The sequence below is a fragment of the Pseudomonas sp. FeS53a genome (assembly GCF_000931385.1).
Lineage (GTDB): Bacteria > Pseudomonadota > Gammaproteobacteria > Pseudomonadales > Pseudomonadaceae > Metapseudomonas > Metapseudomonas otitidis.
This window is the reverse complement of sequence record NZ_JYFT01000050.1, coordinates 37,238-59,970: the sequence shown is the minus strand read 5'-3', so window position 1 is coordinate 59,970 and position 22,733 is coordinate 37,238. Positions and strand designations below refer to the sequence as shown.

The window sequence follows — 22,733 nt, the reverse complement described above, 5'->3', positions numbered from 1 at the left end:
GCCTTGCAGGAGCGAACTCTGCTCGCGAACCGCTGCCGCTCCGAGGTTCAGCAGCAACCGTAGCCCGGGCTTCAGCCCGGGGCCTGGATCGACCCCGCATCCCTGGGCTGAAGCCCAGGCTACGAAGCCTTTGCGATACCGCAGAAACGACGACGGGAGATCAGGCCATCCGAGCCTTGTGCGAGCTCTGCTCGCGAACCGCTGCCGCTCCGAGTTTCGGCAGCAACCGTAGCCCGGGCTTCAGCCCGGGGCCGGGATCGACCCCGCATCCCTGGGCTGAAGCCCAGGCTACGAAGCCTTTGCGGCACCGCAGAAACGACGACGGGAGCGCTGGGCTCCCGTCGTTTGGATCAATGGGCCTGGTTGAGGGTCAGGCGCATGTGGCGGTTCACATCCTTGTACAGCAGGTAGCGGAAGCGACCCGGGCCACCGGAGTAGCAGGCCTGCGGGCAGAAGGCTCGCAGCCACATGAAGTCGCCGGCCTCCACCTCGACCCAGTCCTGGTTCAGGCGGTATACCGCCTTGCCTTCCAGCACGTAGAGGCCGTGTTCCATCACGTGGGTCTCGGCGAAGGGGATCACGCCGCCCGGCTCGAAGTTGACGATGTTCACGTGCATGTCGTGGCGCATGTCGCTGATGTCCACGAAGCGGGTGGTGCTCCAGCGGCCTTCGGTGTCCGGCATCACCTTCGGCTCGATGTCCTGCTCGTTGGTGACGAAGGCTTCCGGCAGCGGCACGCCGTCAACGCGCTGGTAGTGCTTGCGGATCCAGTGGAAGCGGGTGTGCTGACCGGAGGTGTTGCGCACCTTGTAGTCGGTGCCCGGCGGAATGAACGCATAGCCGCCCGGCTGCATGTTGTGCACCTGACCCTGCAGGGTCAGGGTCAGCTCGCCTTCGACGATGAACAGCACCGCCTCGGCGTTCGGGTCCAGTTCGGGCTTGTCGCTGCCGCCGTTGGGCGCCAGCTCGACGATGTACTGGGAGAAGGTCTCGGCGAAACCGGACAGCGGGCGGGCGATGACCCACATGCGCATGTCGTCCCAGAAGGGCAGGTGGCTGGTGACGATGTCACGCATCACCCCTTTGGGGATCACGGCGTAGGCTTCGGTGAACATCGCACGGTCGGTCAGCAGCTCGGTCTGGGCCGGGTGACCGCCGTGGGGGGCGAAATAGAAAGGCTTCTTGGACACGAAAAGTCTCCTGTGGGTATTCGGCGCCCTGCCAGTGGCCAGGAGGCCGACGCTGGCGTCGCATGGGCGCAGCCGCAACCGGACGGGCCGCAGGTGCGCGGGGCGGAATCCACGATATCCAGCTGTCTTCGCATCCACAAATTAAATATCGGGATGGGTCACATTCGGTTATCGAATGCGGTGCGTGACCTCAGCGCTGGCGCTCCTCGTCCAGCAGGCGGCACAGGGATTCGGCCAGCGCCTTGATCACCGGCCCGGCGCTGGGGCGGTGTAGCAGTGCCACTTCGAACAGGTCCAGCGGCTGCAGCCCCATCTTCTTCGGCAGCACCGCGTGGTCGGCCGTCACCGCCCGCGCCGGCAGCAGGCCGACGCCCATGCCATCGGCGATGGCAGCCTGGATGCCGCTCAGGCTGGAACTGGTGAAACTGATGCGCCAGCGCCGGCCGGCGGCTTCCAGGGCGCTGATCATCTCGTCGCGGTACAGCCCGCGCGGCGGGAAGGTGACGATGGGCAGCGGGTCCAGGTTGGCAGCCGGGGTGCGCGCGCTGTCCACCCAGCGGGTCTTCTCCGGCCAGCGGGCGATGGCGTCGCGGCTGTTGCGGCGCTGCTTGATCAGCACCAGGTCCAGCTCGCCACGGTCGTAACTGGCGGCCAGGTCGCGGCTCAGCCCGCTGGTGACCTCCAGCTTGGCCTGGGGAAAGTGGTGGTTGAACACCGCCAGATGGCGGGTGGTGCTGCCGGCGGCGAAGTCATCCGGCACGCCGATGCGCACCGTCAGCGACACCCGCGCCCCCGCCAGCGCCTCGTGCAGTTCATCGTTCAACGCCAGCATGCGCCGGGCATAGGCCAGCAGCGTCTCCCCGGCATCGGTGGGCAGCACATCGCGGTTACCGCGCTCCAGCAACCGGTGCCCGGCCAGCTCCTCCAGCCGCCGGACCTTCTGGCTCACCGTCGACTGCGTGGAGCTGAGGCGCCCGGCGGCACTGGTGAAACTGCCGCAATCGGCCACCGCCACCAGCGCCCGCAGCAGGTCCAGCTCGAACAGGCGGTTATTCGATCTGTCACTGTGGTCCATGGGGCTATTCGTCTTTCAAATGAGGATGAGGGCTTGTAGCAGCTTGAGGAGGAGGGGGCAAACATCGTCACTGAGGCGGCGATGCTCCCCGTCTGTGCCGTGGAGAGACCCCGGCAATGCACCGTTGCTCAAACTTCTGTGGGCTTCACTCGTGAAGCAGGTGCTATCAGGCCCCGGCTTCTATCCGCCGGTACATCACATCCGTGCGCAGCACGTACTTCACCCCGGCCGCTATCGGCGAGCCCTGGTGCATCACGCGGTGGGGGAAGACCAGGGCCATGCCGGTCTCGGGGCGGATGTCGGCTTCGTCACGCAGTTGGGTGGCGCCGCCCTGGTAGTTGTCGTTGAGGTAGATGAGCAGGGTCAGCTGGCTGATCTCGCTGGGGCTGCGCTGGAAGGCGCCGTCCCGGTGCCATTTGAAGTACTGCTCCGGGGTGTAGCGGTAGAAGCGGAAGCGTTCGTTCAGGCCTACCAGTTGCCACTCGTTGTCCAGGCAGTCGGGCAGCCAGGGGCGGGCCCGTTCCAGCAGGCGCTGGGCCAGGGCCGGGTCGTCGAAGAGGATGCGGTCGTTGTTGCGGATGGCCTTGTTCATCGCCTGGCCGCCGTCGCGGGTCTGGATGGCGGCTTCTTCGTAGCCCAGGGCTTCGCTGGCGTGGATGTGGCCCTGGCATTCGTCGGGGCTGAGGAAGCCGTGGATGAGAAAGCGCATGCCGCCCAGGTCGGTCTTTTCCATGATCCGGTCCGTGGTTTCGTGGGAAAAGCCGGATGCTACGGCCGCGCCGGGCGGGCTGTCGAGGACGGCTTGCGCCCGGTGGGACGGGGTTCGCGGGCGTGGCAGGGGCTGCCACGCCCGCCTGGGGCTACAGCTTCAGGTTCAGCGACAGGTAGGCGGTGCGCCCCGGTGCGGGGGAGAACATCGGCTGGTCAGCACCGCCCCAGAAGAAGTTGTCGTACCAGACGTATTCGTACTGACGGTCGGTGAGGTTCTTCACCTGCAGGTCCAGGCTGGTGGTGGGGCTCAGCCGGTAGTTCACGCTGGCGTCCAGCAGCGCGTAGCCGCCGTACTTGCCCTGCTGGTTCAGTTCTTCGATGTAATAGTCGCCCTGGGCGCGGGCCTGCAGGCCGAAGCGCCAGTCGTCGTTGAGCCGGTAGTCCGCCCCCAGGTTGGAGATGTGGCGCGGGGTGGAGAACACCTCCTTGCCGGCCAGGGACTGGCCGCTGGCAGTGAAGGCGCTGACCACCTTGGCCTCCTGGATCGAATGGGAGGCCCAGAGGCTCCAGTGCTCGTCAAGTTCGGCGGTCAGCTGCAGGTCGACGCCGCGCCGGCGGGTCTTGCCGAGGCCGACGGTGGTGCCGGTGCTGGGCATGTTGGCCACTTCGTCGGTGGCGTCCTGCTGCCACAGGGCGATGCGTGTTTCGGTGCCGTTGACCGGGTTGAATCGCACACCCACTTCCTTGCCGGTGTTGATGGAGGGCTTGAAGGCCTTCTGCCCGGCGGTGAGGTAGGCCGGCTCGCGGGAGCCGGTGAGGATCTGGAAGGTGCGGCCCCAGTTGGCGTAGACGTTCAGGTCCGGGGTGAGGCTGTAGACCACGCTCAGCTTGGGCTGGCGGATCCAGCCGTAGTCCTGCAGGTCGGCCTTGATGCCGCCGGGCAGCTCGGTCTCGCCGGAGAAGCGGTCCAGGCGGTAAGCCGGGATGATCTTCAACTGCTCGGTGGGCTGGATCACCGCCTGCACGTAGGTGCCGAAGTTGTCCAGGGTGTAGGCGTCGTCGTTCTGGATGCGCGCCGGCGGGGCGTCGAAGTTCGTCGGCACGCTGTAGCTGTAGCGGTAACGACGGTACTCGTTGTCCTGGTGTTCGAGGTTGATGCCGCCGTCCAGGGTCAGCCAGTCGGTGCTGGCCCAGGTGAGGTTGCTCAGCAGGCCGGTCTGGCGTTCGTCCCACTGGCGGCGCTGGCGCGGTGCGTTGCCCACGGCGTAGGAGGTGAAGGTGACCTTGCGGTCGTCCTCGTAGCGGTTGTGGTAGAGGGTGTTGCTCAGGCTCAGGTCGTCGCGCAGTTGCCAGTCCAGGTGCAGCGCCAGCTGCTTCATGTCGCGGTCGTCGCCGTCGTTGGCGTTCTTCGCGGCGGAGTCGGTGCGGCTGGCCTTGAGTTCCTGGCGGGTGAGGAAGCCCGGCTCGTCGGCCTCGTGGTGGTAGAGGCGGGTCACCAGGCCGACCTTGAGCAGGCCCTCGTCGTCGGTGAAGAACCACTTGGCGCCGAGGGAGTACTTGTCCGATCTGTCGTGGTCGCGGAAGCCGTCCGAGTCCTGCTTGGCGAAGAAGTAGTTCTGCGCGAAGTTGCCCGACTCGCGGCCCACGGCCACCTGCAGTTCGCGGGTGTTGAAGCTGCCGTAGGTCAGCCGGCCGTCGCTGTAGTTGCCGCCCTGGCGGGTGACGAAGTTGATGTTGCCGCCGATGTTGTGCAGGCCGTAGCGCGGGTCGTTGGTGCCGCGCACCACCTCGATGTAGTCGATGTCGAGGGGGAAAACCATGTCGATGAAGCGCTGGTTGCCGCTGTTGACGTTGCTCGGCACGCCGTCGATCAGGGTCTTGATGCCGTTGATGTAGCCCTCGCCGTTGAAGGCGCGGAAGGTGGCCTTGCCCGACTCGGCGCCCTGGCGGGTCTCGGTCAGCTGGATGCCGGGCATCTGCCCCAGCAGCTCCCAGCTGTTCATCACGTTCTTTTCCTCCACCTTGTCGGCGCCCAGCACGTCCACCGAGGTCAGCACGCTGCTGCCGGTCTGCAGGGGGCGCCCGGAGGAGGAGTCCACCCGGACTTCGCCGAGGGTCAGGGTGGATTCGCCAGCGGGCGCCGCTTCGGCGCCACCTGCCAGGGCGGCCAGCATGGCCAGGGGGGCAAGCTCGTTCTTCATCGTGTGTCCTTGCAACCGGGTCGGGAGGGCGCCCCGGCAGGTGAGCGGGACGGCAGCCAGCCCGACGCGGCCGCAAGGCCGGTCGACAGGGCGGGGAGGGGCTGCACGGAACCGCTCATGTCTCCGTGCCGGGGTCAGGGGTTGCAAATGTTATACCGTAACGTTTTGTCGCGTCATCCCCGGCGCGGATTCGAGCTTGCAGAGGTTCAGCGACCGGTGTGCCAGGTGCCGGTCTTCACCTCCGATTCATCCATCAAGCTGGCGAACATGCTGACGGCCCGTACCGCATCGTTGGTGCCTTGGCGGATCTGTTCGATCACGGTTCCCGCCTGGTCGGCCAGTGCCATGCCGGCTTCTGCCCGCAGGTGCGTGTTCTTCATGCTTTCCACCGCCTGCCGGGTCTCGGAGAGGATCATCCCGATCATCTCGGCGATCTCCGTCGTGGCACTGCTGGTGCGCCCGGCCAACTGCCGCACCTCATCGGCTACCACGGCAAAGCCCCGGCCCTGGTCGCCAGCCCTGGCGGCTTCGATGGCAGCGTTCAGCGCCAGCAGGTTGGTCTGGTCGGCAATGCTGCGGATGGTGTTGACGATGGCCGTGATGCGCTCCGAGCGGGAGCCCAGTTGCTCGACGATGGTGGTGGAGGCGTTCACATCCTCGGCGATGCCTCGCATCTCCCGCGCCGCGCTGTGGATGATCTCCGAGCCGTTCTCGGCCACCCGCTCGGTCTCCACCGAGATGTGATAAGCGGAGCTGGCGCTGCGCGAGTCCTGCTCGTACTTCTCCACCCGCTCGGTGATGTCGGCGGCGAACTTCACCACCTTCACCAACTCTCCCTGAGCGTTGAACACAGGGTTGTAGGTGGCCTCCAGCCACACGCTCGAACCGTTCTTGCGCAGGCGCTTGTACTGCCCTGACAGAAACTGCCCCTGGTTGAGTTGCGACCACAGGTCGCTGTACTCGGGACTGTGCACGTAGTTCGACTCGCAGAACATGCTGTGGCTTTTGCCGCGCACTTCCTGCAGCGAATAACCCATGGTGAGCAGGAACTTCTGATTGGCGTCGATCACCTGGCCCTGGGGCGTGAACTCCACAATGGCGGTGGAGCGGTTGAGCGCCTTCAGCCGTGAGTGCACATCAGCATCGTGTTCGATTCGCGTCGTGATGTCGTAGGCGAGCTTGAGGATGCGGGTCAATTTGCCGTTACTGAAAACCGGGCTGTAGCAAGCCTCCAGCCAGACACTTCGGCCTTGGCTGTCTTGGCGTTGGAAGACACCTTTGACCAACTGTCCGCTGCGCAGAGTCGTCCACAGTTGTTCGTACTCTGGAGAGCGGACCAGCGTGGGCGAACAGAACATGCGGTGGTGTTTGCCTACGACTTCATCGAGTGAATAGTGGAAAAGCTCGAGGAAGTTGGAGTTTGCCGTTATCACGGTGCCATCAGGTCGGAACTCGATCATCCCGGTTGCGCGATCAATCGCAGAGAGACTGTCCTCCGACTGCTCAAGCGTCTTGAGCAGTTCTGCGTAGATTTTCTTTGCTGATGTATTGAATCTGAACATGGCAAGACTCCCTGGGCTCCTAGCCTCAGTTATTGCAGGAGGACGATATATCCCGGTGGAGGGGCAGCGTGAGAGCGAGCATCTGGTCGAGTACGGCCCGCGCGCAGACTGACAATGAGCGGGAGCTTAGGTAGGAGATGTAGACCGACCGACCCGCCATCGACAGCTCAGGCAGTACTTGCACTAAGGCTCCGCTGTTCACATAGGGTCTGGCAAGTTTCACGGGGAGCAAACCAACGCCCATACCATTGCGTGTTGCTCGCATCAGCATCCCGCCAGAACGTGTCAACAATCGTTCCTGACGGGGCACATACACGGGAGTGCCATCCTGATCTTGCAGTACGCACTCCTTCAGGCTGCTATCGTGCAGAACTTCATGGTCAAGCAGGCTATCCGCATTAGCGGGGCGACCTTTCAGTTCTATGTAATCCGGTGTCGCAAACAGCTTGAGCTGTGTGTCGAAGAGTTTCCTGGTGACACAGTCGGTGGATTTGAGTTCACCTGCATGGATCAAAAGATCAATGCCTTCACCAAAAAGATCCGGCTCCTGGTCATTGACCAAGTACTCGATTCTGATACCTGGGTTGGTCTTGTGCATGTTGAGTAGCGGGTGACTTTCTTCGCACTCGACAAAACTGCTGGGTAGTTGAACGCGAACTTTTCCCTTGAGTTCGAATTTTTCCCTCTGCACGGAAGAAAGCGCGATATTCAATTGATCGACACTGTCTTTGCAGGCGGCGTACAGGGACTCCCCATCGCATGTGCACCGCAGTGCTTTTGTTGATCGGAAGAACAACGTGGTACCCAGCCGCCTTTCAAAAGCCTGAATACGCCTGCTCAGTGTACTTGCCGGCATGTTTAGAGCCTTTCCCGCTTTCGCGAGACTTCCTGCACGAACCAGTGTTACAAAAAGACCAACTTCACTTAGCATGACTATCTACACAAGGCTGTTTGCATTCCTTATTTCCGCGATGGCGGAAAATATGTTTTTGCTCCTCTTTGTTATTATGATTCTCCAGGGGTTTCGAATTATCGTGGGGCATTCTCCCTTTTTGACTTTTAAGTTTTTTTGGTTTTTGACTGTCTTCTCAGGTAGGCCTTCTCAGGCTACGGCTGCAATCTAGCAAAAGAGAAATATGTGCGGAACCGTAAAAAACGGTGGGCTCTCTTTCATTTTTGCAATAGCTGTTATGTGCGGGGGGCTGATAAAACGACGCCAATCTTCTGGCGTAAGTTTTGTAAAGGGCGGCCCATGAAGGGGCCTCCAAAGAATGCGTGCGAGGTCCTCCAGCGCAGGCCCATGTCATAGGCAAGAGTCCACTTCGCAGGGAGGGCTGGACGGCCGCTTTCGGATGAAGTGGATTGTCGTTTTGCTGCTCTGCCAAGTTGAGGCGAAACGGTGTGGTGTTGCAGTTTTCTTGTGGTGCTCCACAGCGTGGAAACCTATTGAATGAGGCCTTATTCCTAAACCGTAAACGCCGTATCTTCGATGCCGCTCTCAAACTGCAAGTTGTCCAAGTGATCAGGTAATAACCCTTGGAGTTGCCAAGCCCTGCCGAGATCTCGAACAGTGAGCAGTGGCTGTTTATCGTTTGCTTCGGCAGTACAAAGCACAACCGGGTATAAGCAATACCACTGACGCCGGAGCAGTAAATAGGCAGCACATTGGCAACTGCAACGAGGCAACGAGCGGCTGAAAGGCGACGGCCTTCTTTGCCTGAGAGCCGAAGTGATTGACCGGGCGCTTCACCGATCCACCGTTGCCATATTCGACGCCGGCCGGTGGATGGAAAGAGCGTCACCCACCCAACACCACGGGCGGGTCCGTAGGATGCGGTGAGCTGTGCGAACCGCATCGGCTCCGGTGCTCGGGGCAATGATGGGCTTCGCACAGCTCAGCCCATCCTACGTTTGCTGCCATGCCCCGATTCGAGGGTGGAGCGGGCTTCGCCGGTGACACCACGGGCAAGTCCGTAGGATGCGGTGAGCTGTGCGAACCGCATCGACTCCGGCGCTCGGGCAGTGATGGGCTTCGCACAGCTCAGCCCATCCTACGTTTGCCGCCATGTCCCGATTCGTAGGGGGGGATCGCGCTTCATCGATCCACCGCGTTGCCGCGTTCGATGTCGGTTGGTGGAGGGAAAGAAACACCCACGGCAGCCCGTGCAAGCGCTGCCGTGGGGTGGGGTCAGGCGTCGTCGGCGCCTCGGTAGCGGGGGTAGGGCAGGCTGTTCCAGGCGCGGTTGGCGAGGCGGGTGGCGTCCATTGCCGTGGGGATGTCGTCAAGCAGCGTGCGGGCGGCGCTCAGTTCCCGCTGCACTTCCGCCTGGTCCTGGTACATGAACTCGTCGGAGGCCTGCTCCGGGGCCTGCCTGAATTTCTCGTCCAGGTCATCCAGCAGGCGCCGCTGCTGCCGGTGCAGGGCGTCGCGCGCGTCGTCCACCCAGGCCGGTTGAAGGCTGCGGTTGTGGTCCAGCAAGACGGTGTATTCGCGGTAGACGCCGTCGTAGACATCGCCGGTGTGGGTGCGCGCCTCGTGGCAGGCCAGTTCCAGGTCGCGCACGGTGAGGGCCTCCGCGTCCAGGGGCTGCTGGCGCGGTGCGCCGCCCAGGCGGGTGAAGCGGGTGTAGAAGGGGAACAGGCTCTGGATCACCTTGGCCACCGGCAGGGTGCCTTCGCCGTCGTCCCCCAGCCCCTTGGGCTGGATGCCCTGCATGGCCGCCAGGGCCGACTCCGGGCGCACCACCTCCTTGGGTGGCACCAGGCCGTGGCGCAGCATCTCGCGGATGCCGGTGCCGGAGATGTTCAGCCGGTAGCGCTCGTCGTGGGGGCAGGTTTCGGTCGTGGCGTGGCTGGCGCAGCGCACGCAGTAGAACACCTCGTGGAACAGGCGCACCTCGATGCCCAGCTCGTCCGGGGTGAACTGGTCGAAGATGCTGTGGCTGGCGTACTTGTCGTAATAGCTGCCGATCCCCGCGTGGTCGCGGCCGATCAGGGCATGGGTGCAGCCGTAGTTCTTCATGATCAGGGCGTGCAGCACCGTCTCCCGGGGGCCGGCGAAGATGTAGGTGACCCGCAGCGGCGAGAGCATGGCGCGGTCCTTCGGGTAGTAGGTCTCCAGCACGTTGCGGTAGGCCTGCATGCGGTACTCGTGGCGCACGTACTCACGCTTGGCCATTTCCACCAGCGGCTGCAGCAGCAGGCCGTCGATGCCTTCCAGGGCGTTGCGGTGGATGTATTCGTGGCCCCGGTGCAGCGGGTTGGCGCCGGTGATGAAGCCGGCCACGGAGCGGAAGCCGCGTTCCTCGTAGAAGCGCTTCCAGGTGTCCCGGGGCTCCAGGCGCAACGATTCGAAGGGACCCCAGTCGACCCGTTGCAACAGCTGCAGCGTGCCGCCCAGGGCCACGTCGCCCATGCGCCGGTGGATGGCGTCCACCCCCGGGTGGTTGCGGTCGGTGGTGCCGAACAGCTGGCGGGCGCGCTCTTCCTTGTCGTAATCGAAGATGTCCTCGATGGCGAGGATGGCCACCGGCTCGTTGCGGTTGTCGATCAGGGCCACCTCATCGCCCACCGCCAGGGCGGCGATCACCTCGCGGTTGCGCTCGCCCACCGGTGCGAAGCTCAGCGGCACTGGCCACACCACGCCGTTGGCCAGCCGGCCGCTGCCCAGCACGGACAGATAGTCAGCCTGGTTCATGAAGCCCTTGTTGGGCGAGAGCACGCCGGTGGTGATCATCTCGATGGTGATCACCGCCTCCAGGTCGATGCGGATCGACGGCATGGCGCGTGCCCGCGCGATTTCTGCCTGGACCCGGTCGGCGGGCACCACCTGGTTGACCAGGGTTCCACCGTGGGGCTGCTGGGGGTAGCGATCGAAGGCGAGTTCCATGTTTCCTCCTGCTCGGCTCTGGCCCCGCTCGCTGGTCGCCTGACCGTCGAACGGGTCGCACTGTGCCGTTTTGTTATGGGTAGGACATGGCCGGTCACTGCGGCCGTCCGGCCTGCCTGTGGGCGCACCGGACTGGCTGAACGGTAGGGGGCGGGGGCCGGGGCGGACAAGGACGTTGCCCTGTGGGGAAAGTCTGGAAGTTACCGGCGGAGCGTCTGCCGGGCGGGCTGGGCGTGGTACGGGGGCGTGCAAGCGGGCGTTGGCCGTTTGCCGGGCGCACCCTGCGACGGCTCGGCTGCAGGGGCTTTGCGTGGGGCGCGGCGGCTTAGCCGATCACCCGTGCCGGTCGCTGCAGCAGGCGGTGGCATTCGCTGGCATCCAGCCAGGTGCGGCCCTGCCAGTGCAGCACCTCCAGTTGGCGTTCCTGCCAGTGGAGCACGTCGCGGTAGGGGCGCAGGGCGTTCGGGTAGCGCTCTTCGCGCAGGCGGGGGATCACCTCGCGGCTGATCCAGCGGCGGATGCCGCCGTTCTCCGGGTGGTAGTAGAAGATCAGCAGCGCGTAGACGCCGCAGTCGCTGACCAGCAGCTCGCGCTGGTACTCGCCCCTGCTGTCGCGCACCCAGGCGGGCTGCAGTTGGTCCGGGTCCAGGTTGCGGGGCGCGCGTTCGTCGAGCGGTACGCGGTTGATCAGCCGCGCCAGGTCGTTGAGGACGAACCAGGGCTCGTCGTCCAGCAGCAACGCGCGGAGCTGGCGGCGGTGGCGGGTGAAGAGGGTGGGGATGAGGATCTCGTCGTGGAGCTGGGGTGAATCGGGCATGTCCATTACCTCTGCTAGGTCTTACAGCTTTCTCAGGGCTGTTGGCGTCGGGAGTTAAGAAACCCCACCTAGAGGGCCGGACGTATTCCCCTTTCGGGTCTTGTATTAGCCCACTCCCGACATACAGAGGTTTTGAGCGTGCGCGAGTGTGCCGCATGCACAAAAAAGCCGCTGAACTTTCGGGAGCGGTCAGGCCGCTAGGTGAGTAAGCGTTTCTTAGGCGCCGGGGACGGAGGCTATGGGCGCACCCGGAAGGTGGCAATGCAGTTGCTGCGTGGGAAATGGCTGATCGGGCAGGCGGAAGCAGGAGGGCGGGGGCGGGTGGATCGCGCTTCATCGATCCACCGGTGTGCCGTGCTTGACGCCGGTTGGTGGATGGGAAGAGCGCCATCCACCCTACGCCCCGAATGGCTTCTGGCGCTTGGCCGGTTGGCCGGGCTTCACCGGTCCCTCATCACGCCTCGCCCGACTCCTGGCGCATGGCCCGTAGGGTGGATCGCGCTTCATCGATCCACCGTTGTGCCGCGCGCGACGGCGGTTGGTGGATGGGAAGAGCGCCATCCACCCTACGCCCCGAATGGCTTTTGGCGCTTGGCCGGTGGGCCGGGCTTCCGCGATCCCTCATCACGCCTCGCCCGACTTCTGGCGCTTGGCCCGTAGGGTGGATCGCGCTTTATCGATCCACCGCTGTGCCGCGCTCGGCTCGCCCGGCGCAGGTCTCACTCGCCCCACTGCGCTCCGTCGGTATCAACCCCGTTCCCGGCCCAATCTGGCGGGTAGATGCCGTCCCGCACCGCTCGGTGAAAGCTGGAATACGGCCAATCCCGAACCTGTTGGACGTGCCCGTGTTTCATCGGGTTGATGTGGATGTAATCGAAATGCCGCTGGTAATCGAGGTCGTCGCGAATCAGGTGTTCCCAATAGCGACGTTGCCAGATGCCGCGCTCCTTTCGCGTCCGTTGCCGTTCGGTACGGGGTTCGGTGTCGGGCAGGCGCTTGGAGAAGGCGAATTTGATGGCCTTCCAGCGTTCGGCAAAGGCGTGGTCGCCGGGTGGCAGCGTCCAGAGGCAATGCATGTGTTCGGGGAGCACCACCCAGGCATCGATGTGGAAGGGCAGGCGCGCCTTCACCAATCCCACCGTCTGGCGCAGCAGGTGAATCTCGCGCACCAGCAGGTCGCTGCTCCGGTCACGCAGGTTGACGGTAAAGAAGTAGGTGCCGCCCGGCATTCGTGCGCGGCGGTAATTGGACATGACCCCTCCTTGAGTCAGTGGCGGTGCAGGTGAACGGGAAGATCGTTTCCACCTTCCCCGGCACCCGACGTTCAGGCCCCGGTAGGGTGGATCGCGTTTCACCGATCCACCGTTGTGCCGCACGCAACGCCGACTGGTGGATGGAAAGAGCGCCATCCACCCTACGCACTAAATCGGATTAGTTCTTTTGAGTACCAAGTTTTTGCTGTTCAAGGCGCTTGGTCAGATTGCGCTTGATATTAATTAAATGCTGGCTTTTGCAACCGGATTCCTCTGCTTGGCTTAGATGCTTAAGTGCATCTTTGGTTTCTAGATTTTTTTCATAACGGGCAACAATGAAGTGCGCCTCCGCAGTGAACTGGGCGAGGCTTAGCTTTGGAGCGGCGAGTGCTGCCGTCATTTCTTCCAATGTGGGGTTTTCGCCGAGCGAAGGTAGATCTTCACATTCAGGTCGCTGGAAGGCCTGGATTGGGTAAAACCTGGAATAAGGGTCGCCGCTTGATAGGCTGGTGGCTATATCGTGTGTCGCTTTCTGTTGTGCCTCAATAATTTTCATAATGTTCCTTGATTCGGAACATGAAGCTCTTTTGGCTAGGCTGGAGGCGAGTAGGCCCTGATTAGATGCGAGTTCAAGTAGTTCGCAAATTCTTTTTTCGTTTTTTGGTTTTTCAAATATGAGGGTATAGGCAAGAAGGTGTTGCGCTGGTGCGAAGCCAAGTTTTGCAGAGGTCTCCAAGTTATCTTTATATGTTGCAGTGCTCTTGAGGACAGCTTCTCTCAGTTGTTCTTTCCTGGCTGGCTCTTCTTTTCCTATTGGTTGGCTTTTTTCCTCTAGCAAAATTGCCTGTAGTTGGGACGAGGCTAAAATTGCTTTGTCGTACTCTTCTTCGCCTTTCAGCAAGTCAGCATGACTGTAGTTATTGGCCAGGAAGGAAAGCAGTAACAGAAAAGTATGTGATTTGCGCATAACTGACCTTGGGAAAATAAAAACCCCGCACAAGGCGGGGTTTCGTCTTTCTTCGCTACCCCGAAAATCCATATCAGGTTGAAGCGTTTCAAGTAGTCCTAATGGTTTGACCCGGAATCAATCCCAGCTCAGTGCACCACCAGTCTGATACTCGATCACACGGGTCTCGAAGAAGTTCTTCTCTTTCTTCAGGTCCATGATTTCGCTCATCCAGGGGAACGGGTTGGTGGTGCCCGGGTATTCCTCTTTCAGGCCGATCTGGGTCAGGCGGCGGTTGGCGATGAACTTGAGGTAGTCCTCCATCATCGCGGCGTTCATGCCCAGTACGCCGCGCGGCATGGTGTCGCGTGCGTATTCGATCTCGAGCTGGGTGCCCTGGAGGATCATCTGGGTGGCTTCGTCCTTCATCTGGGCATCCCACAGGTGCGGGTTTTCGATCTTGATCTGGTTGATCACGTCGATGCCGAAGTTCAGGTGCATGGATTCGTCGCGCAGGATGTACTGGAACTGCTCGGCGGTGCCGGTCATCTTGTTGCGGCGGCCCATGGAGAGGATCTGGGTGAAGCCGCAGTAGAAGAAGATGCCTTCCAGTACGCAGTAGTAGGCGATCAGGTTGCGCAGGAACTGGCGGTCGGTTTCCGGGGTGCCGGTGTTGAACTGCGGGTCGGAGATGGAGCGGGTGTACTTGAGGCCCCAGGAGGCCTTTTTCGCGACGCTCGGAATCTCGTGGTACATGTTGAAGATCTCGCCTTCATCCATGCCCAGGGACTCGATGCAGTACTGGTAGGCGTGGGTGTGGATCGCCTCTTCGAAGGCCTGGCGCAGGATGTACTGGCGGCATTCGGGGTTGGTGATCAGGCGGTACACGGCCAGTACCAGGTTGTTGGCAACCAGGGAGTCGGCGGTGGAGAAGAAGCCGAGGTTGCGCATGACGATGCGGCGCTCGTCTTCGCTGAGGCCGTCCTTGCTCTTCCACAGGGCAATGTCGGCGTTCATGTTCACTTCCTGGGGCATCCAGTGGTTGGCGCAGCCATCCAGGTACTTCTGCCAGGCCCAGTCGTACTTGAAGGGTACGAGCTGGTTGAGGTCGGCACGGGCGTTGATCATCTGCTTGTCGCCGACCTGTACGCGCGCGGAAGCGCCTTCGAGGTCGTCCAGGCCTTCCTGGATGTCGAGGGCGTCGAGGGCCTTCTTGGCGCGGGCGACGGCGTCGGAGTCGTCAGCCGATACGGCGCGGGCGTCCTGTACGGAGCCGGCGGCTTCGTCGTCGAGCTTGTCGGCGTTCTGCGCGGCCTGGGCAACGGCGGGCGCGGCCTTGGCTTCGGTGGGGTCTTCTTTGTCGAATTCGTCCCAGCTGAGCATGTTTCCTCTCCTGGTGTCTGGATGCGTGAAAGTGGGTTGCACGCTAAAGCGATCATCTGGCCGGCGGTGCTTTGCCTGGCCTGCACGCCCGGTTTGTGGACGTGCTGTTCGGATTCGGTACTGCTTGAGGTTTCCCTCTTTACCCGTCCCCTTCTCCCGCTGGCGGGAGAGGGGAGGGCTGGCTGCGGGCGCGCCGCAGTTTCCGGCGTGAGTCAGCGCTAGGCGGACACTTGGCCGGAGCCCCTGAGCGTACGTCCGTACGTGATGGGGTCCGGCCGAGTGGCCAACAACGCGATGGCCGCGCCGGGGACTGCGTTACTGGCAGGCTTCGCAGTCGGGGTTGTCGATGGAGCAAGCCTTCGGCACCGGCGCCGGCTGCGGCGCGGCGGCCGGGGCAGCCTGCAGGCCTTCGTCGATCACCGAGCTGACGGCGTTGAGCTTGCCGGTGTTGATGGTGGACTTCTCGGTGCTGGTGGCGGCTAGGGCACGGAGGTAGTAGGTGGTCTTCAGGCCACGGTACCAAGCCATGCGGTAGGTCACGTCCAGCTTCTTGCCGGAGGCGCCGGCGATGTAGAGGTTCAGGGACTGGGCCTGATCGATCCACTTCTGGCGGCGGCTGGCGGCGTCGACGATCCACTTGGTCTCGACTTCGAAGGCGGTGGCGTACAGGTCTTTCAGGTCTTGCGGGATGCGCTCGATCTGCTGCACGGAGCCGTCGTAGTACTTCAGGTCGTTGACCATGACCGGGTCCCACAGGCCGCGGGCCTTGAGGTCGCGTACCAGGTAGGGGTTGATCACGGTGAACTCGCCGGAGAGGTTCGATTTCACGTACAGGTTCTGGTAGGTCGGCTCGATGGACTGCGATACGCCGGTGATGTTGGCGATGGTCGCGGTCGGGGCGATGGCCATGATGTTCGAGTTGCGGATGCCTTTCTTGACGCGCTCGCGCACCGGGGCCCAGTTGAGGGACTCGGTCAGGTCGACGTCGATGTACTTCTGGCCACGGGCTTCGATGAGGATCTGCTGGGAGTCCAGCGGCAGGATGCCCTTGGACCACAGGGAGCCGTCGAAGGTCTCGTAGGCGCCGCGCTCGTCGGCCAGGTCACAGGAGGCCTGGATGGCGAAGTAGCTCACCGCTTCCATGGACTTGTCGGCGAACTCGATGGCCGCGTCGGAGCCGTAGGCGATGTGCTGCAGGTACAGGGCGTCCTGGAAGCCCATGATGCCGAGGCCTACCGGGCGGTGCTTGAGGTTCGAGTTGCGAGCCTGCGGGACCGAGTAGTAGTTGATGTCGATGACGTTATCGAGCATGCGCACGGCGGTCTTCACGGTCTTCTGCAGCTTGGCGGTGTCCAGCTTGCCGTCGACGATGTGGTTGACCAGGTTGATCGAGCCCAGGTTGCAGACGGCGATTTCGTCGGCATTGGTGTTCAGGGTGATCTCGGTGCACAGGTTCGAGCTGTGGACGACGCCCACGTGCTGCTGCGGGCTGCGCAGGTTGCACGGGTCCTTGAAGGTCAGCCACGGGTGGCCGGTCTCGAACAGCATGGAGAGCATCTTGCGCCACAGGTCCTTGGCCTGGACGACCTTGAACACCTTGATCTTGTTGTACTCGGTCAGGGCTTCGTAATACTCGTAGCGCTCTTCGAAGGCCTTGCCGGTCAGGTCGTGCAGGTCCGGCACTTCGGACGGGGAGAACAGGGTCCACTTGCCGTCGTCGAAGACGCGCTTCATGAACAGGTCCGGAATCCAGTTCGCGGTGTTCATGTCGTGGGTGCGGCGACGGTCGTCACCGGTGTTCTTGCGCAGTTCGAGGAATTCCTCGATGTCCAGGTGCCAGGTTTCCAGGTAGGCGCAGACGGCGCCCTTGCGCTTGCCGCCCTGGTTCACGGCCACGGCGGTGTCGTTGACCACTTTCAGGAAGGGGACGACGCCCTGGGATTTGCCGTTGGTGCCCTTGATGTAGGAGCCCAGCGCGCGCACCGGGGTCCAGTCGTTGCCCAGGCCACCGGCGAATTTCGACAGCATGGCGTTGTCGTGGATCGCGTTGTAGATGCCCGACAGGTCGTCCGGCACGGTGGTCAGGTAGCAGGACGACAGCTGCGGACGCAGGGTGCCGGCGTTGAACAGGGTCGGGGTCGACGACATGTAGTCGAACGAGGAGAGCAGGTTGTAGAACTCGATGGCGCGGGCTTCACGGTCCTTCTCTTCGATGGCCAGGCCCATGGCCACGCGCATGAAGAAGACCTGCGGCAGTTCGAAGCGGATGCCGTCCTTGTGGATGAAGTAGCGGTCGTACAGGGTCTGCAGGCCGAGGTAGGTGAACTGCTGGTCACGCTCGTGGTTCAGCGCGGCGCCCAGCTTGGCCAGGTCGAATTCCTTGAGCTTGGGGTCGATCAGCTCGAACTCGGAGCCTTTCTCGACGTAGGCGGCCAGGGCCTTGGTGTAGAGGTTGGCCATTTCGTGGTGGGTGGCGCTTTCGGCAACGCCGAGGAAGCCCAGGGCTTCGGCGCGCAGGGTGTCCATCAGCAGGCGGGCGGTGACGTAGGAGTAGTTCGGCTCACGTTCCACCAGGGTCCGGGCGGTCATCACCAGGGCGGTGTTGACGTCCTTCTCGGCCACGCCGTCGTACAGGTTCTTCAGGGTTTCGCGCTCGATCAGGGCGCCGTCCACCTCGGCCAGGCCTTCGCAGGCTTCGCGGATGATGGTCTGCAGGCGGCCCATGTCCAGCGGCTGGACGCTGCCGTCGGCCTTGGTGATGCGGATGCTCGGGTGCGGCACGGCAACGTCGCTGGCGGCGGCGCCACGCTTGGCGCGCTCCTGGGCGCGGGCTTCGCGGTAGAGCACGTAGTCGCGGGCGACCTTCTGCTCGCCGGCGCGCATCAGGCTCAGCTCGACCTGGTCCTGGATTTCTTCGATGTGGATGGTGCCGCCGGAGGGCATGCGACGCTTGAAGGTCGCGGTGACCTGCTCGGTCAGGCGGGCAACGGTTTCATGGATGCGGGAAGAAGCAGCGGCAGTACCGCCTTCCACGGCGAGGAACGCCTTGGTGATGGCAACGGTGATCTTGTCATCGGTGTAGGGGACGACGGTGCCGTTGCGTTTGATCACGCGCAGCTGGCCGGGAGCGGTGGCGGCCAGGTCCTGGGCGGAGTCGGCTGCCAGCGGCGCGTTGGCCTGCGGGTTCTCGCGAGTGGTGTCGGTCTGCATGGGGGTCTCCATGTTCGTATAGGTCTGGTTGGGCGCCGGGGCACCCGTTATTCCGTTACAAAGCTCACCGCGCCGGCCAGGGCCAGGCGGTGGGTACTACAAGGCAGAGAGGTCGGACTCAGGTGCCTCCCTGGCCCTACAAAGTCTAGGGTCGCCGTGTTAAGGCACGACGACTGAAACACAATACCTAGTGGTGCGGCCTGCTCCGGCTGCGCACCGCTTCCGGTGGCGGTCACGTCTTGCGCGTCTCGCCCCGGCACCGTCTGCCGGGGCAGCGCGGTGGGTTGGACTCTCGATGGATCACCGGGTTCGAATGCACGGAAAAGGCTCTTCGGGACTTGATTCTGGTTGTGCCTGGTGATCTAGCAAAACCCCAATATGTAGGGGTGCTGCGCGATGGGGGTACAAGATAATGCGCTGTCTGGGCTATTGCAAGGCGAGGGGTACTGAACAAGCTGTGGATAAGTTGTGGGTGCGCTGTGCGCGGCGGCCGGCGGGCGCCGGGTAGGCCTTGGGCGGCGTGGGGTACGCCGTTCGTCGTCACTTCGCAGGCCTTTTCAGGCGCTATCAGAGGATGCCGACGGGTGCGCAAGCTAACACAATATGTAGTGTTTTTCCGCTGTTCTGGCATGCGCTGTGCAGAATGGCCGGCATTGCTACAATCCGCGCGTTTTTCCTGGCCCTCGCGGCGCTGGAGTGGGAGTAGGTGGTGGAACAAGAAGCCTGGCGCATCCTCATTGTCGAAGACGACCAGCGACTGGCCGAGCTGACCCGTGAATACCTGGAAGGCAACGGCCTGCGGGTGTCCATCGAGTCGGACGGCGGCCAGGCGGTGGCGCGCATCCTGGCGGAACGCCCGGACCTGGTGATCCTGGACCTGATGCTGCCGGGTGAGGATGGCCTGTCCATCTGCCGCAAGGTACGGGGGCGCTACGACGGCCCGATCCTGATGCTCACCGCGCGCACCGACGACATGGACCAGGTGCTGGGCCTGGAGATGGGCGCCGACGACTACGTGTGCAAGCCGGTGCGCCCGCGCGTGCTGCTGGCGCGCATCCGTGCCCTGCTGCGGCGCAGCGAGGGCGTGACCGACAGCGTGGAAGACACCCCGCGGCGCCTGGAATTCGGCAGCCTGGTGATCGACAACGCCATGCGCGAGGCCTGGCTCAGCGAGCGCAGCATCGAGCTGACCAGCGCCGAGTTCGACCTGCTCTGGCTGCTGGCGGTGAACGCCGGGCGCATCCTCTCCCGCGAGGAGATCTTCAATGCCCTGCGCGGCATCGAGTACGACGGCCAGGACCGCTCCATCGACGTGCGCATCTCGCGCATCCGCCCCAAGATCGGCGACGACCCGATGCACCCGCGCCTGATCAAGACGGTGCGCAGCAAGGGCTACCTGTTCGTCGGCGAGGCGGCCGACGGCCAGCCATGACCCGCGCCGCCCGCTCGGCCGTGGCCTGGGGGCGGCCATGAACTCCATTTTCCTGCGCATCTACGGCGGCCTGCTGGCCACCCTGGTGCTGGTGGCCCTGCTGGGGGTATTCACCCTGCACCAGGTCAACGAGGTGCGCGCCGACCGCTACCGGGAAAGCCTGGCGCGCGGCACCTTCCGCCTGATGTCCGACAACCTCGAACCCATGACCCAGGTGGAGCGCCGCCGCGCCCTGGTGCTGTGGAGCCGCCTGCTGGGCATTCCCCTGGCGCTGCAGGACCTGGATGAGGACCGCCTCGACAGCGGCGTGCGTTCCCGCGTGTTGCGCCGCCAGGTGATGGTGGAGCAGACCGGCCCCCACGCCGCCAAGGTCTACAGCCTGGTGAGCGAGAAGGACCACCTGGTGCTCACCGGCGAGGTGCAGCAGATCAGCGAGCAGTTGGCCCGGGCCACCGTCTACCTGCTGATCGACGAACTGGTGCGCTACCCGGTCAACGAGCAGCCGCAGCGCCTGGCCGCCCTGAAGGAGAGCAAGCAGTTCGGCTTCGACCTGCACCTGGTGACCCTGGAGAACGCCGACCTCGACGAAGACCAGCGGCGCCGGGTGGACGAGGGCGACACGGTGATGGCCCTGGGCAAGGGCGGCGACTCCATCCGCATCTTCGCCGGCATCGTCGACACGCCCTGGGTGCTGGAGATCGGCCCGCTGGTGTTGATGAACCCCTACCCGCCGGAGCTGCTGATCCTCATCGGCGTGCTCGGGCTGAGCCTGATCGGCCTCACCATCTACCTGTTGGTGCGCCAGCTGGAGCGGCGCCTGCTGGGGCTGGAAGCGGCGGCCACGCGCATCGCCCACGGCAAGCTGGACGCCCGCGTACCGGCCCGTGGCGCGGACTCGGTGGGGCGCCTGGCGGCCGCCTTCAACGGCATGGCCGAGCAGTTGCAGCAGTTGCTCTCGGTGCAGCGCGAGCTGGTGCGGGCGGTGTCCCACGAGCTGCGCACGCCGGTGGCGCGGCTGCGCTTCGGCCTGGAGATGATCGCCGACGCCGAGACCGACACCGCGCGGCGCAAGTACATGGAGGGCATGGACGGCGACATCCAGGAACTCGACAAGCTGGTGGACGAGATGCTGACCTACGCCCGCCTGGAGCAGGGCACGCCGGCGCTGAACTTCCAGCGGGTCGACCTGGATGCGCTGATGGAGCAGGTGATCGCCGAGCTGGCGCCGCTGCGCCCGGCCATCCGCGTCGAGCGCGGCCATGCCTTCGGCCGTGTCGAGGAGGGCGCCTGGGTGGAGGCCGAGCCGCGCTACCTGCACCGGGCCCTGCAGAACCTGGTGAGCAACGCCATGCGCCACGCCGAGTCGCGGGTGCGCCTGAGTTTCCAGATTGGCGAAGCGCTGTGCCGCATCGACGTGGAGGACGACGGCCCCGGCGTGCCGGAAAGCGCCTGGGAACGCATCTTCACCCCCTTCCTGCGGCTGGACGACAGCCGCACCCGCGCCTCCGGCGGGCATGGCCTGGGCCTGTCCATCGTCCGGCGCATCATCTATTGGCACAGCGGGCGGGCGCAGATCGGCCGCAGCGAGGCCCTGGGCGGCGCGCAGTTCAGCCTGGTCTGGCCGTGCCGGCAGGGCGAACGCCTGCCTTCCTGAGTCAGCGCACCGCCACCAGGGTCAGCAGGCGGTCCGGGTAGTGGCGCACCTGCCCCTGCAACTCGCGGCCCTGGTGCCATTCGGCGGACAGGTCGATCAACAGGCGCAGCTGCACGCGGTGGCCGTCCACCGCCAGCACTTCCGCGTCGTGGAAATAGAAGCGCACCCCCACCAGCGGGTAGAGCGCCTTGAACAGGCTCTCCTTGATGGAGAAGGTCAGGGTCACCCGCTCGGCCCTGGCCTCCAGCTGGAGGGCGTCGAGCCGTTGCAGCTCGGCCTCGGTGAGGATCTCCCCGGCCAGGCGCAGGGCGCGCTCGGGTTCCAGGCGCTGCTCCAGGTCCAGCCCCAGGCCGCGCCATGCCTTGGCACGGGCCACCACGCTGGCCGCCTGGCCGGTGCCGTGGGTGATGGAGCCGACGACGGCGGCCGGCCACACCGGCGCCCGGTCCTCGCCGGTGGCGGGCACCTCGGCCTGCCCGGTGAGCGCCTGCAAGGCCGCCCGCGCGCAGAGCCGCCCGGCCAGGTACTCCGCACGGCGCTTGGCCACCGAGCGCTGGATGCTCGGCGTGGTGGGGATGTTGCAGCGGGCGAAGTCGCCATCGTCGAGGGCCGCCGGGTCGAAGCGGCAGCTGTGGAAACCCACGCCCTCCAGCGCCTCGGCGAAGGGCCAGGCGGCATCGGGCTGGGTGCAGAAGAGGGGCAGGGTCAGGTTCATGGCGCGCATTCTGCCGCGCCGGTGGGGCGGCCGACCAGACGCTGGCTCGGTTACATATGTTTGCAATCGGGTTACCAAAGCTAAACGGATCGTCCAGTCGGCTTTTGCCAGACTAGCCGTGCGTTTCTTCTGGAACGCAGGTGAGGTTGTAGCCTGGGGCCGTTATCGGCCCCGGCGTTTTCTCTGAATCGAGAACGGGAGCCCTGTGGCTCCCGTTTTTTTTGCTTTGGATTCTGCACCTGGCGCAGCGCGCCTTATTCAGGGTTCTCCAGGTCCACCAGCAGCCGGGCGGGGTAGACCTTCTCCCAGTGGGCCTTGAAGCGCTTGTGCACGCGGTCGATATCGAAGGTGCTTTCCCGGCCCACCTTCTGCGCGTGGGCGATGTCATGAGCCCGCATGTAGGCGATCAGGAACGGTTCGCCGTTCAGCTCCAGGTGAAACCAGGATTCGACGGTCACGCCCTCCGCCTTGAGGGTTTCCACGGCTTCGGCCTTGCGGCGTTCTATTTCGCTCCTCCAGGCCTCGACCTGTTCCATCGAGTCGCTCTTCAGCTTGATCAGTACGGAACCGACATCCATTGCGGCACTCCAGCGTGTGGTGAAAGGGGATGCCGAGGTTAAACGCGGGCTGGTCGTGCGGTAGGGCGGCTGCCGATTGCTCAGCCAGCCGTTCACGCCGTTGGAGCTGCCACGGGC

16 protein-coding genes are annotated in these 22,733 nt (G+C 64.0%); 2 read left to right on the top strand and 14 right to left on the bottom strand.

Going from position 1 to position 22,733, the window contains the following annotated elements:
* Positions 1-350: 350 nt before the first annotated feature.
* The 12 genes from SZ55_RS14615 to SZ55_RS14560 all read right to left on the bottom strand — a co-directional run bounded on the left by SZ55_RS14615 (position 351) and on the right by SZ55_RS14560 (position 18,237).
* Positions 351-1,190, bottom strand: coding sequence for a bifunctional allantoicase/(S)-ureidoglycine aminohydrolase (locus SZ55_RS14615; RefSeq protein ID WP_044407307.1), 840 nt, complete (start codon positions 1,188-1,190; stop codon positions 351-353).
* A gap of 190 nt (positions 1,191-1,380) precedes the next feature.
* The gene (locus tag SZ55_RS14610; protein WP_044407304.1) at positions 1,381-2,265 is read right to left on the bottom strand and encodes a LysR substrate-binding domain-containing protein; all 885 of its coding nucleotides are present in this window, start codon (positions 2,263-2,265) and stop codon (positions 1,381-1,383) included.
* Positions 2,266-2,431: 166 nt separating this feature from the next.
* Positions 2,432-2,998, bottom strand: a complete 567-nt coding sequence (locus tag SZ55_RS14605) for a 2OG-Fe(II) oxygenase (RefSeq protein ID WP_044407302.1) — start codon at positions 2,996-2,998, stop codon at positions 2,432-2,434.
* Positions 2,999-3,125: 127 nt separating this feature from the next.
* The gene (locus SZ55_RS14600) at positions 3,126-5,177 is read right to left on the bottom strand and encodes a TonB-dependent receptor (RefSeq protein WP_044407299.1); all 2,052 of its coding nucleotides are present in this window, start codon (positions 5,175-5,177) and stop codon (positions 3,126-3,128) included.
* A gap of 206 nt (positions 5,178-5,383) precedes the next feature.
* Positions 5,384-6,739, bottom strand: coding sequence for a methyl-accepting chemotaxis protein (locus SZ55_RS14595; RefSeq protein ID WP_052807601.1), 1,356 nt, complete (start codon positions 6,737-6,739; stop codon positions 5,384-5,386).
* A 25-nt stretch (positions 6,740-6,764) separates the two neighbouring features.
* Complete coding sequence (locus SZ55_RS27440; RefSeq protein WP_082078238.1) at positions 6,765-7,670, bottom strand: LysR family transcriptional regulator; 906 nt, start codon at positions 7,668-7,670, stop codon at positions 6,765-6,767.
* 1,257 nt (positions 7,671-8,927) lie between these two features.
* Positions 8,928-10,628 carry a sulfate adenylyltransferase gene (locus tag SZ55_RS14580; RefSeq protein ID WP_044407290.1) on the bottom strand — a complete coding sequence of 567 codons (1,701 nt, stop codon included), beginning with the start codon at positions 10,626-10,628 and terminating at the stop codon, positions 8,928-8,930.
* Positions 10,629-10,953: 325 nt separating this feature from the next.
* Positions 10,954-11,445, bottom strand: coding sequence for a BRO-N domain-containing protein (locus SZ55_RS14575; protein ID WP_236692425.1), 492 nt, complete (start codon positions 11,443-11,445; stop codon positions 10,954-10,956).
* A 719-nt stretch (positions 11,446-12,164) separates the two neighbouring features.
* Complete coding sequence (locus SZ55_RS14570; protein WP_044407284.1) at positions 12,165-12,698, bottom strand: REP-associated tyrosine transposase; 534 nt, start codon at positions 12,696-12,698, stop codon at positions 12,165-12,167.
* 178 nt (positions 12,699-12,876) lie between these two features.
* Positions 12,877-13,665 (bottom strand): hypothetical protein, encoded by a 789-nt coding sequence (locus SZ55_RS28040; RefSeq protein ID WP_152644488.1) that lies wholly within the window; start codon positions 13,663-13,665, stop codon positions 12,877-12,879.
* A 117-nt stretch (positions 13,666-13,782) separates the two neighbouring features.
* Positions 13,783-15,027, bottom strand: coding sequence for a ribonucleotide-diphosphate reductase subunit beta (locus SZ55_RS14565; RefSeq protein WP_044407281.1), 1,245 nt, complete (start codon positions 15,025-15,027; stop codon positions 13,783-13,785).
* A 315-nt stretch (positions 15,028-15,342) separates the two neighbouring features.
* A complete protein-coding gene (locus SZ55_RS14560) occupies positions 15,343-18,237 on the bottom strand; it encodes a ribonucleoside-diphosphate reductase subunit alpha (RefSeq protein ID WP_044407279.1) in 2,895 nt (964 codons plus the stop codon).
* Between the two features lie 709 nt (positions 18,238-18,946).
* On the opposite strand from SZ55_RS14560, the gene SZ55_RS14555 reads away from it, so the two are divergent.
* Positions 18,947-19,669 carry a response regulator gene (locus tag SZ55_RS14555; RefSeq protein WP_044407386.1) on the top strand — a complete coding sequence of 241 codons (723 nt, stop codon included), beginning with the start codon at positions 18,947-18,949 and terminating at the stop codon, positions 19,667-19,669.
* 37 nt (positions 19,670-19,706) lie between these two features.
* The gene (locus SZ55_RS14550) at positions 19,707-21,323 is read left to right on the top strand and encodes an ATP-binding protein (RefSeq protein ID WP_044407277.1); all 1,617 of its coding nucleotides are present in this window, start codon (positions 19,707-19,709) and stop codon (positions 21,321-21,323) included.
* A 1-nt stretch (position 21,324) separates the two neighbouring features.
* Here the strand turns inward: SZ55_RS14550 and SZ55_RS14545 are convergent, their stop codons facing one another.
* Positions 21,325-22,047: a 4'-phosphopantetheinyl transferase family protein gene (locus SZ55_RS14545; protein ID WP_044407274.1), complete on the bottom strand. Its 723-nt coding sequence runs from the start codon at positions 22,045-22,047 to the stop codon at positions 21,325-21,327.
* A 245-nt stretch (positions 22,048-22,292) separates the two neighbouring features.
* On the bottom strand, positions 22,293-22,616 hold the full coding sequence (locus SZ55_RS14540; RefSeq protein WP_044407271.1) for a DUF6176 family protein: 324 nt from the start codon (positions 22,614-22,616) through the stop codon (positions 22,293-22,295).
* Between the last annotated feature and the right edge of the window lie 117 nt (positions 22,617-22,733).

Bases quoted from the DNA above. Each gene is read 5' to 3' on its own strand.
- SZ55_RS28040 (WP_152644488.1), bottom strand. From the start codon at position 13,665: ATGCGCAAATCACATACTTTTCTGTTACTGCTTTCCTTCCTGGCCAAT.
- SZ55_RS27440 (WP_082078238.1), bottom strand. From the start codon at position 7,670: ATGCTAAGTGAAGTTGGTCTTTTTGTAACACTGGTTCGTGCAGGAAGT.
- SZ55_RS14550 (WP_044407277.1), top strand. From the start codon at position 19,707: ATGAACTCCATTTTCCTGCGCATCTACGGCGGCCTGCTGGCCACCCTG.
- SZ55_RS14560 (WP_044407279.1), bottom strand. From the start codon at position 18,237: ATGCAGACCGACACCACTCGCGAGAACCCGCAGGCCAACGCGCCGCTG.
- SZ55_RS14605 (WP_044407302.1), bottom strand. From the start codon at position 2,998: ATGGAAAAGACCGACCTGGGCGGCATGCGCTTTCTCATCCACGGCTTC.
- SZ55_RS14540 (WP_044407271.1), bottom strand. From the start codon at position 22,616: ATGGATGTCGGTTCCGTACTGATCAAGCTGAAGAGCGACTCGATGGAA.
- SZ55_RS14610 (WP_044407304.1), bottom strand. From the start codon at position 2,265: ATGGACCACAGTGACAGATCGAATAACCGCCTGTTCGAGCTGGACCTG.
- SZ55_RS14575 (WP_236692425.1), bottom strand. From the start codon at position 11,445: ATGCCCGATTCACCCCAGCTCCACGACGAGATCCTCATCCCCACCCTC.
- SZ55_RS14580 (WP_044407290.1), bottom strand. From the start codon at position 10,628: ATGGAACTCGCCTTCGATCGCTACCCCCAGCAGCCCCACGGTGGAACC.
- SZ55_RS14565 (WP_044407281.1), bottom strand. From the start codon at position 15,027: ATGCTCAGCTGGGACGAATTCGACAAAGAAGACCCCACCGAAGCCAAG.
- SZ55_RS14545 (WP_044407274.1), bottom strand. From the start codon at position 22,047: ATGCGCGCCATGAACCTGACCCTGCCCCTCTTCTGCACCCAGCCCGAT.
- SZ55_RS14570 (WP_044407284.1), bottom strand. From the start codon at position 12,698: ATGTCCAATTACCGCCGCGCACGAATGCCGGGCGGCACCTACTTCTTT.
- SZ55_RS14595 (WP_052807601.1), bottom strand. From the start codon at position 6,739: ATGTTCAGATTCAATACATCAGCAAAGAAAATCTACGCAGAACTGCTC.
- SZ55_RS14600 (WP_044407299.1), bottom strand. From the start codon at position 5,177: ATGAAGAACGAGCTTGCCCCCCTGGCCATGCTGGCCGCCCTGGCAGGT.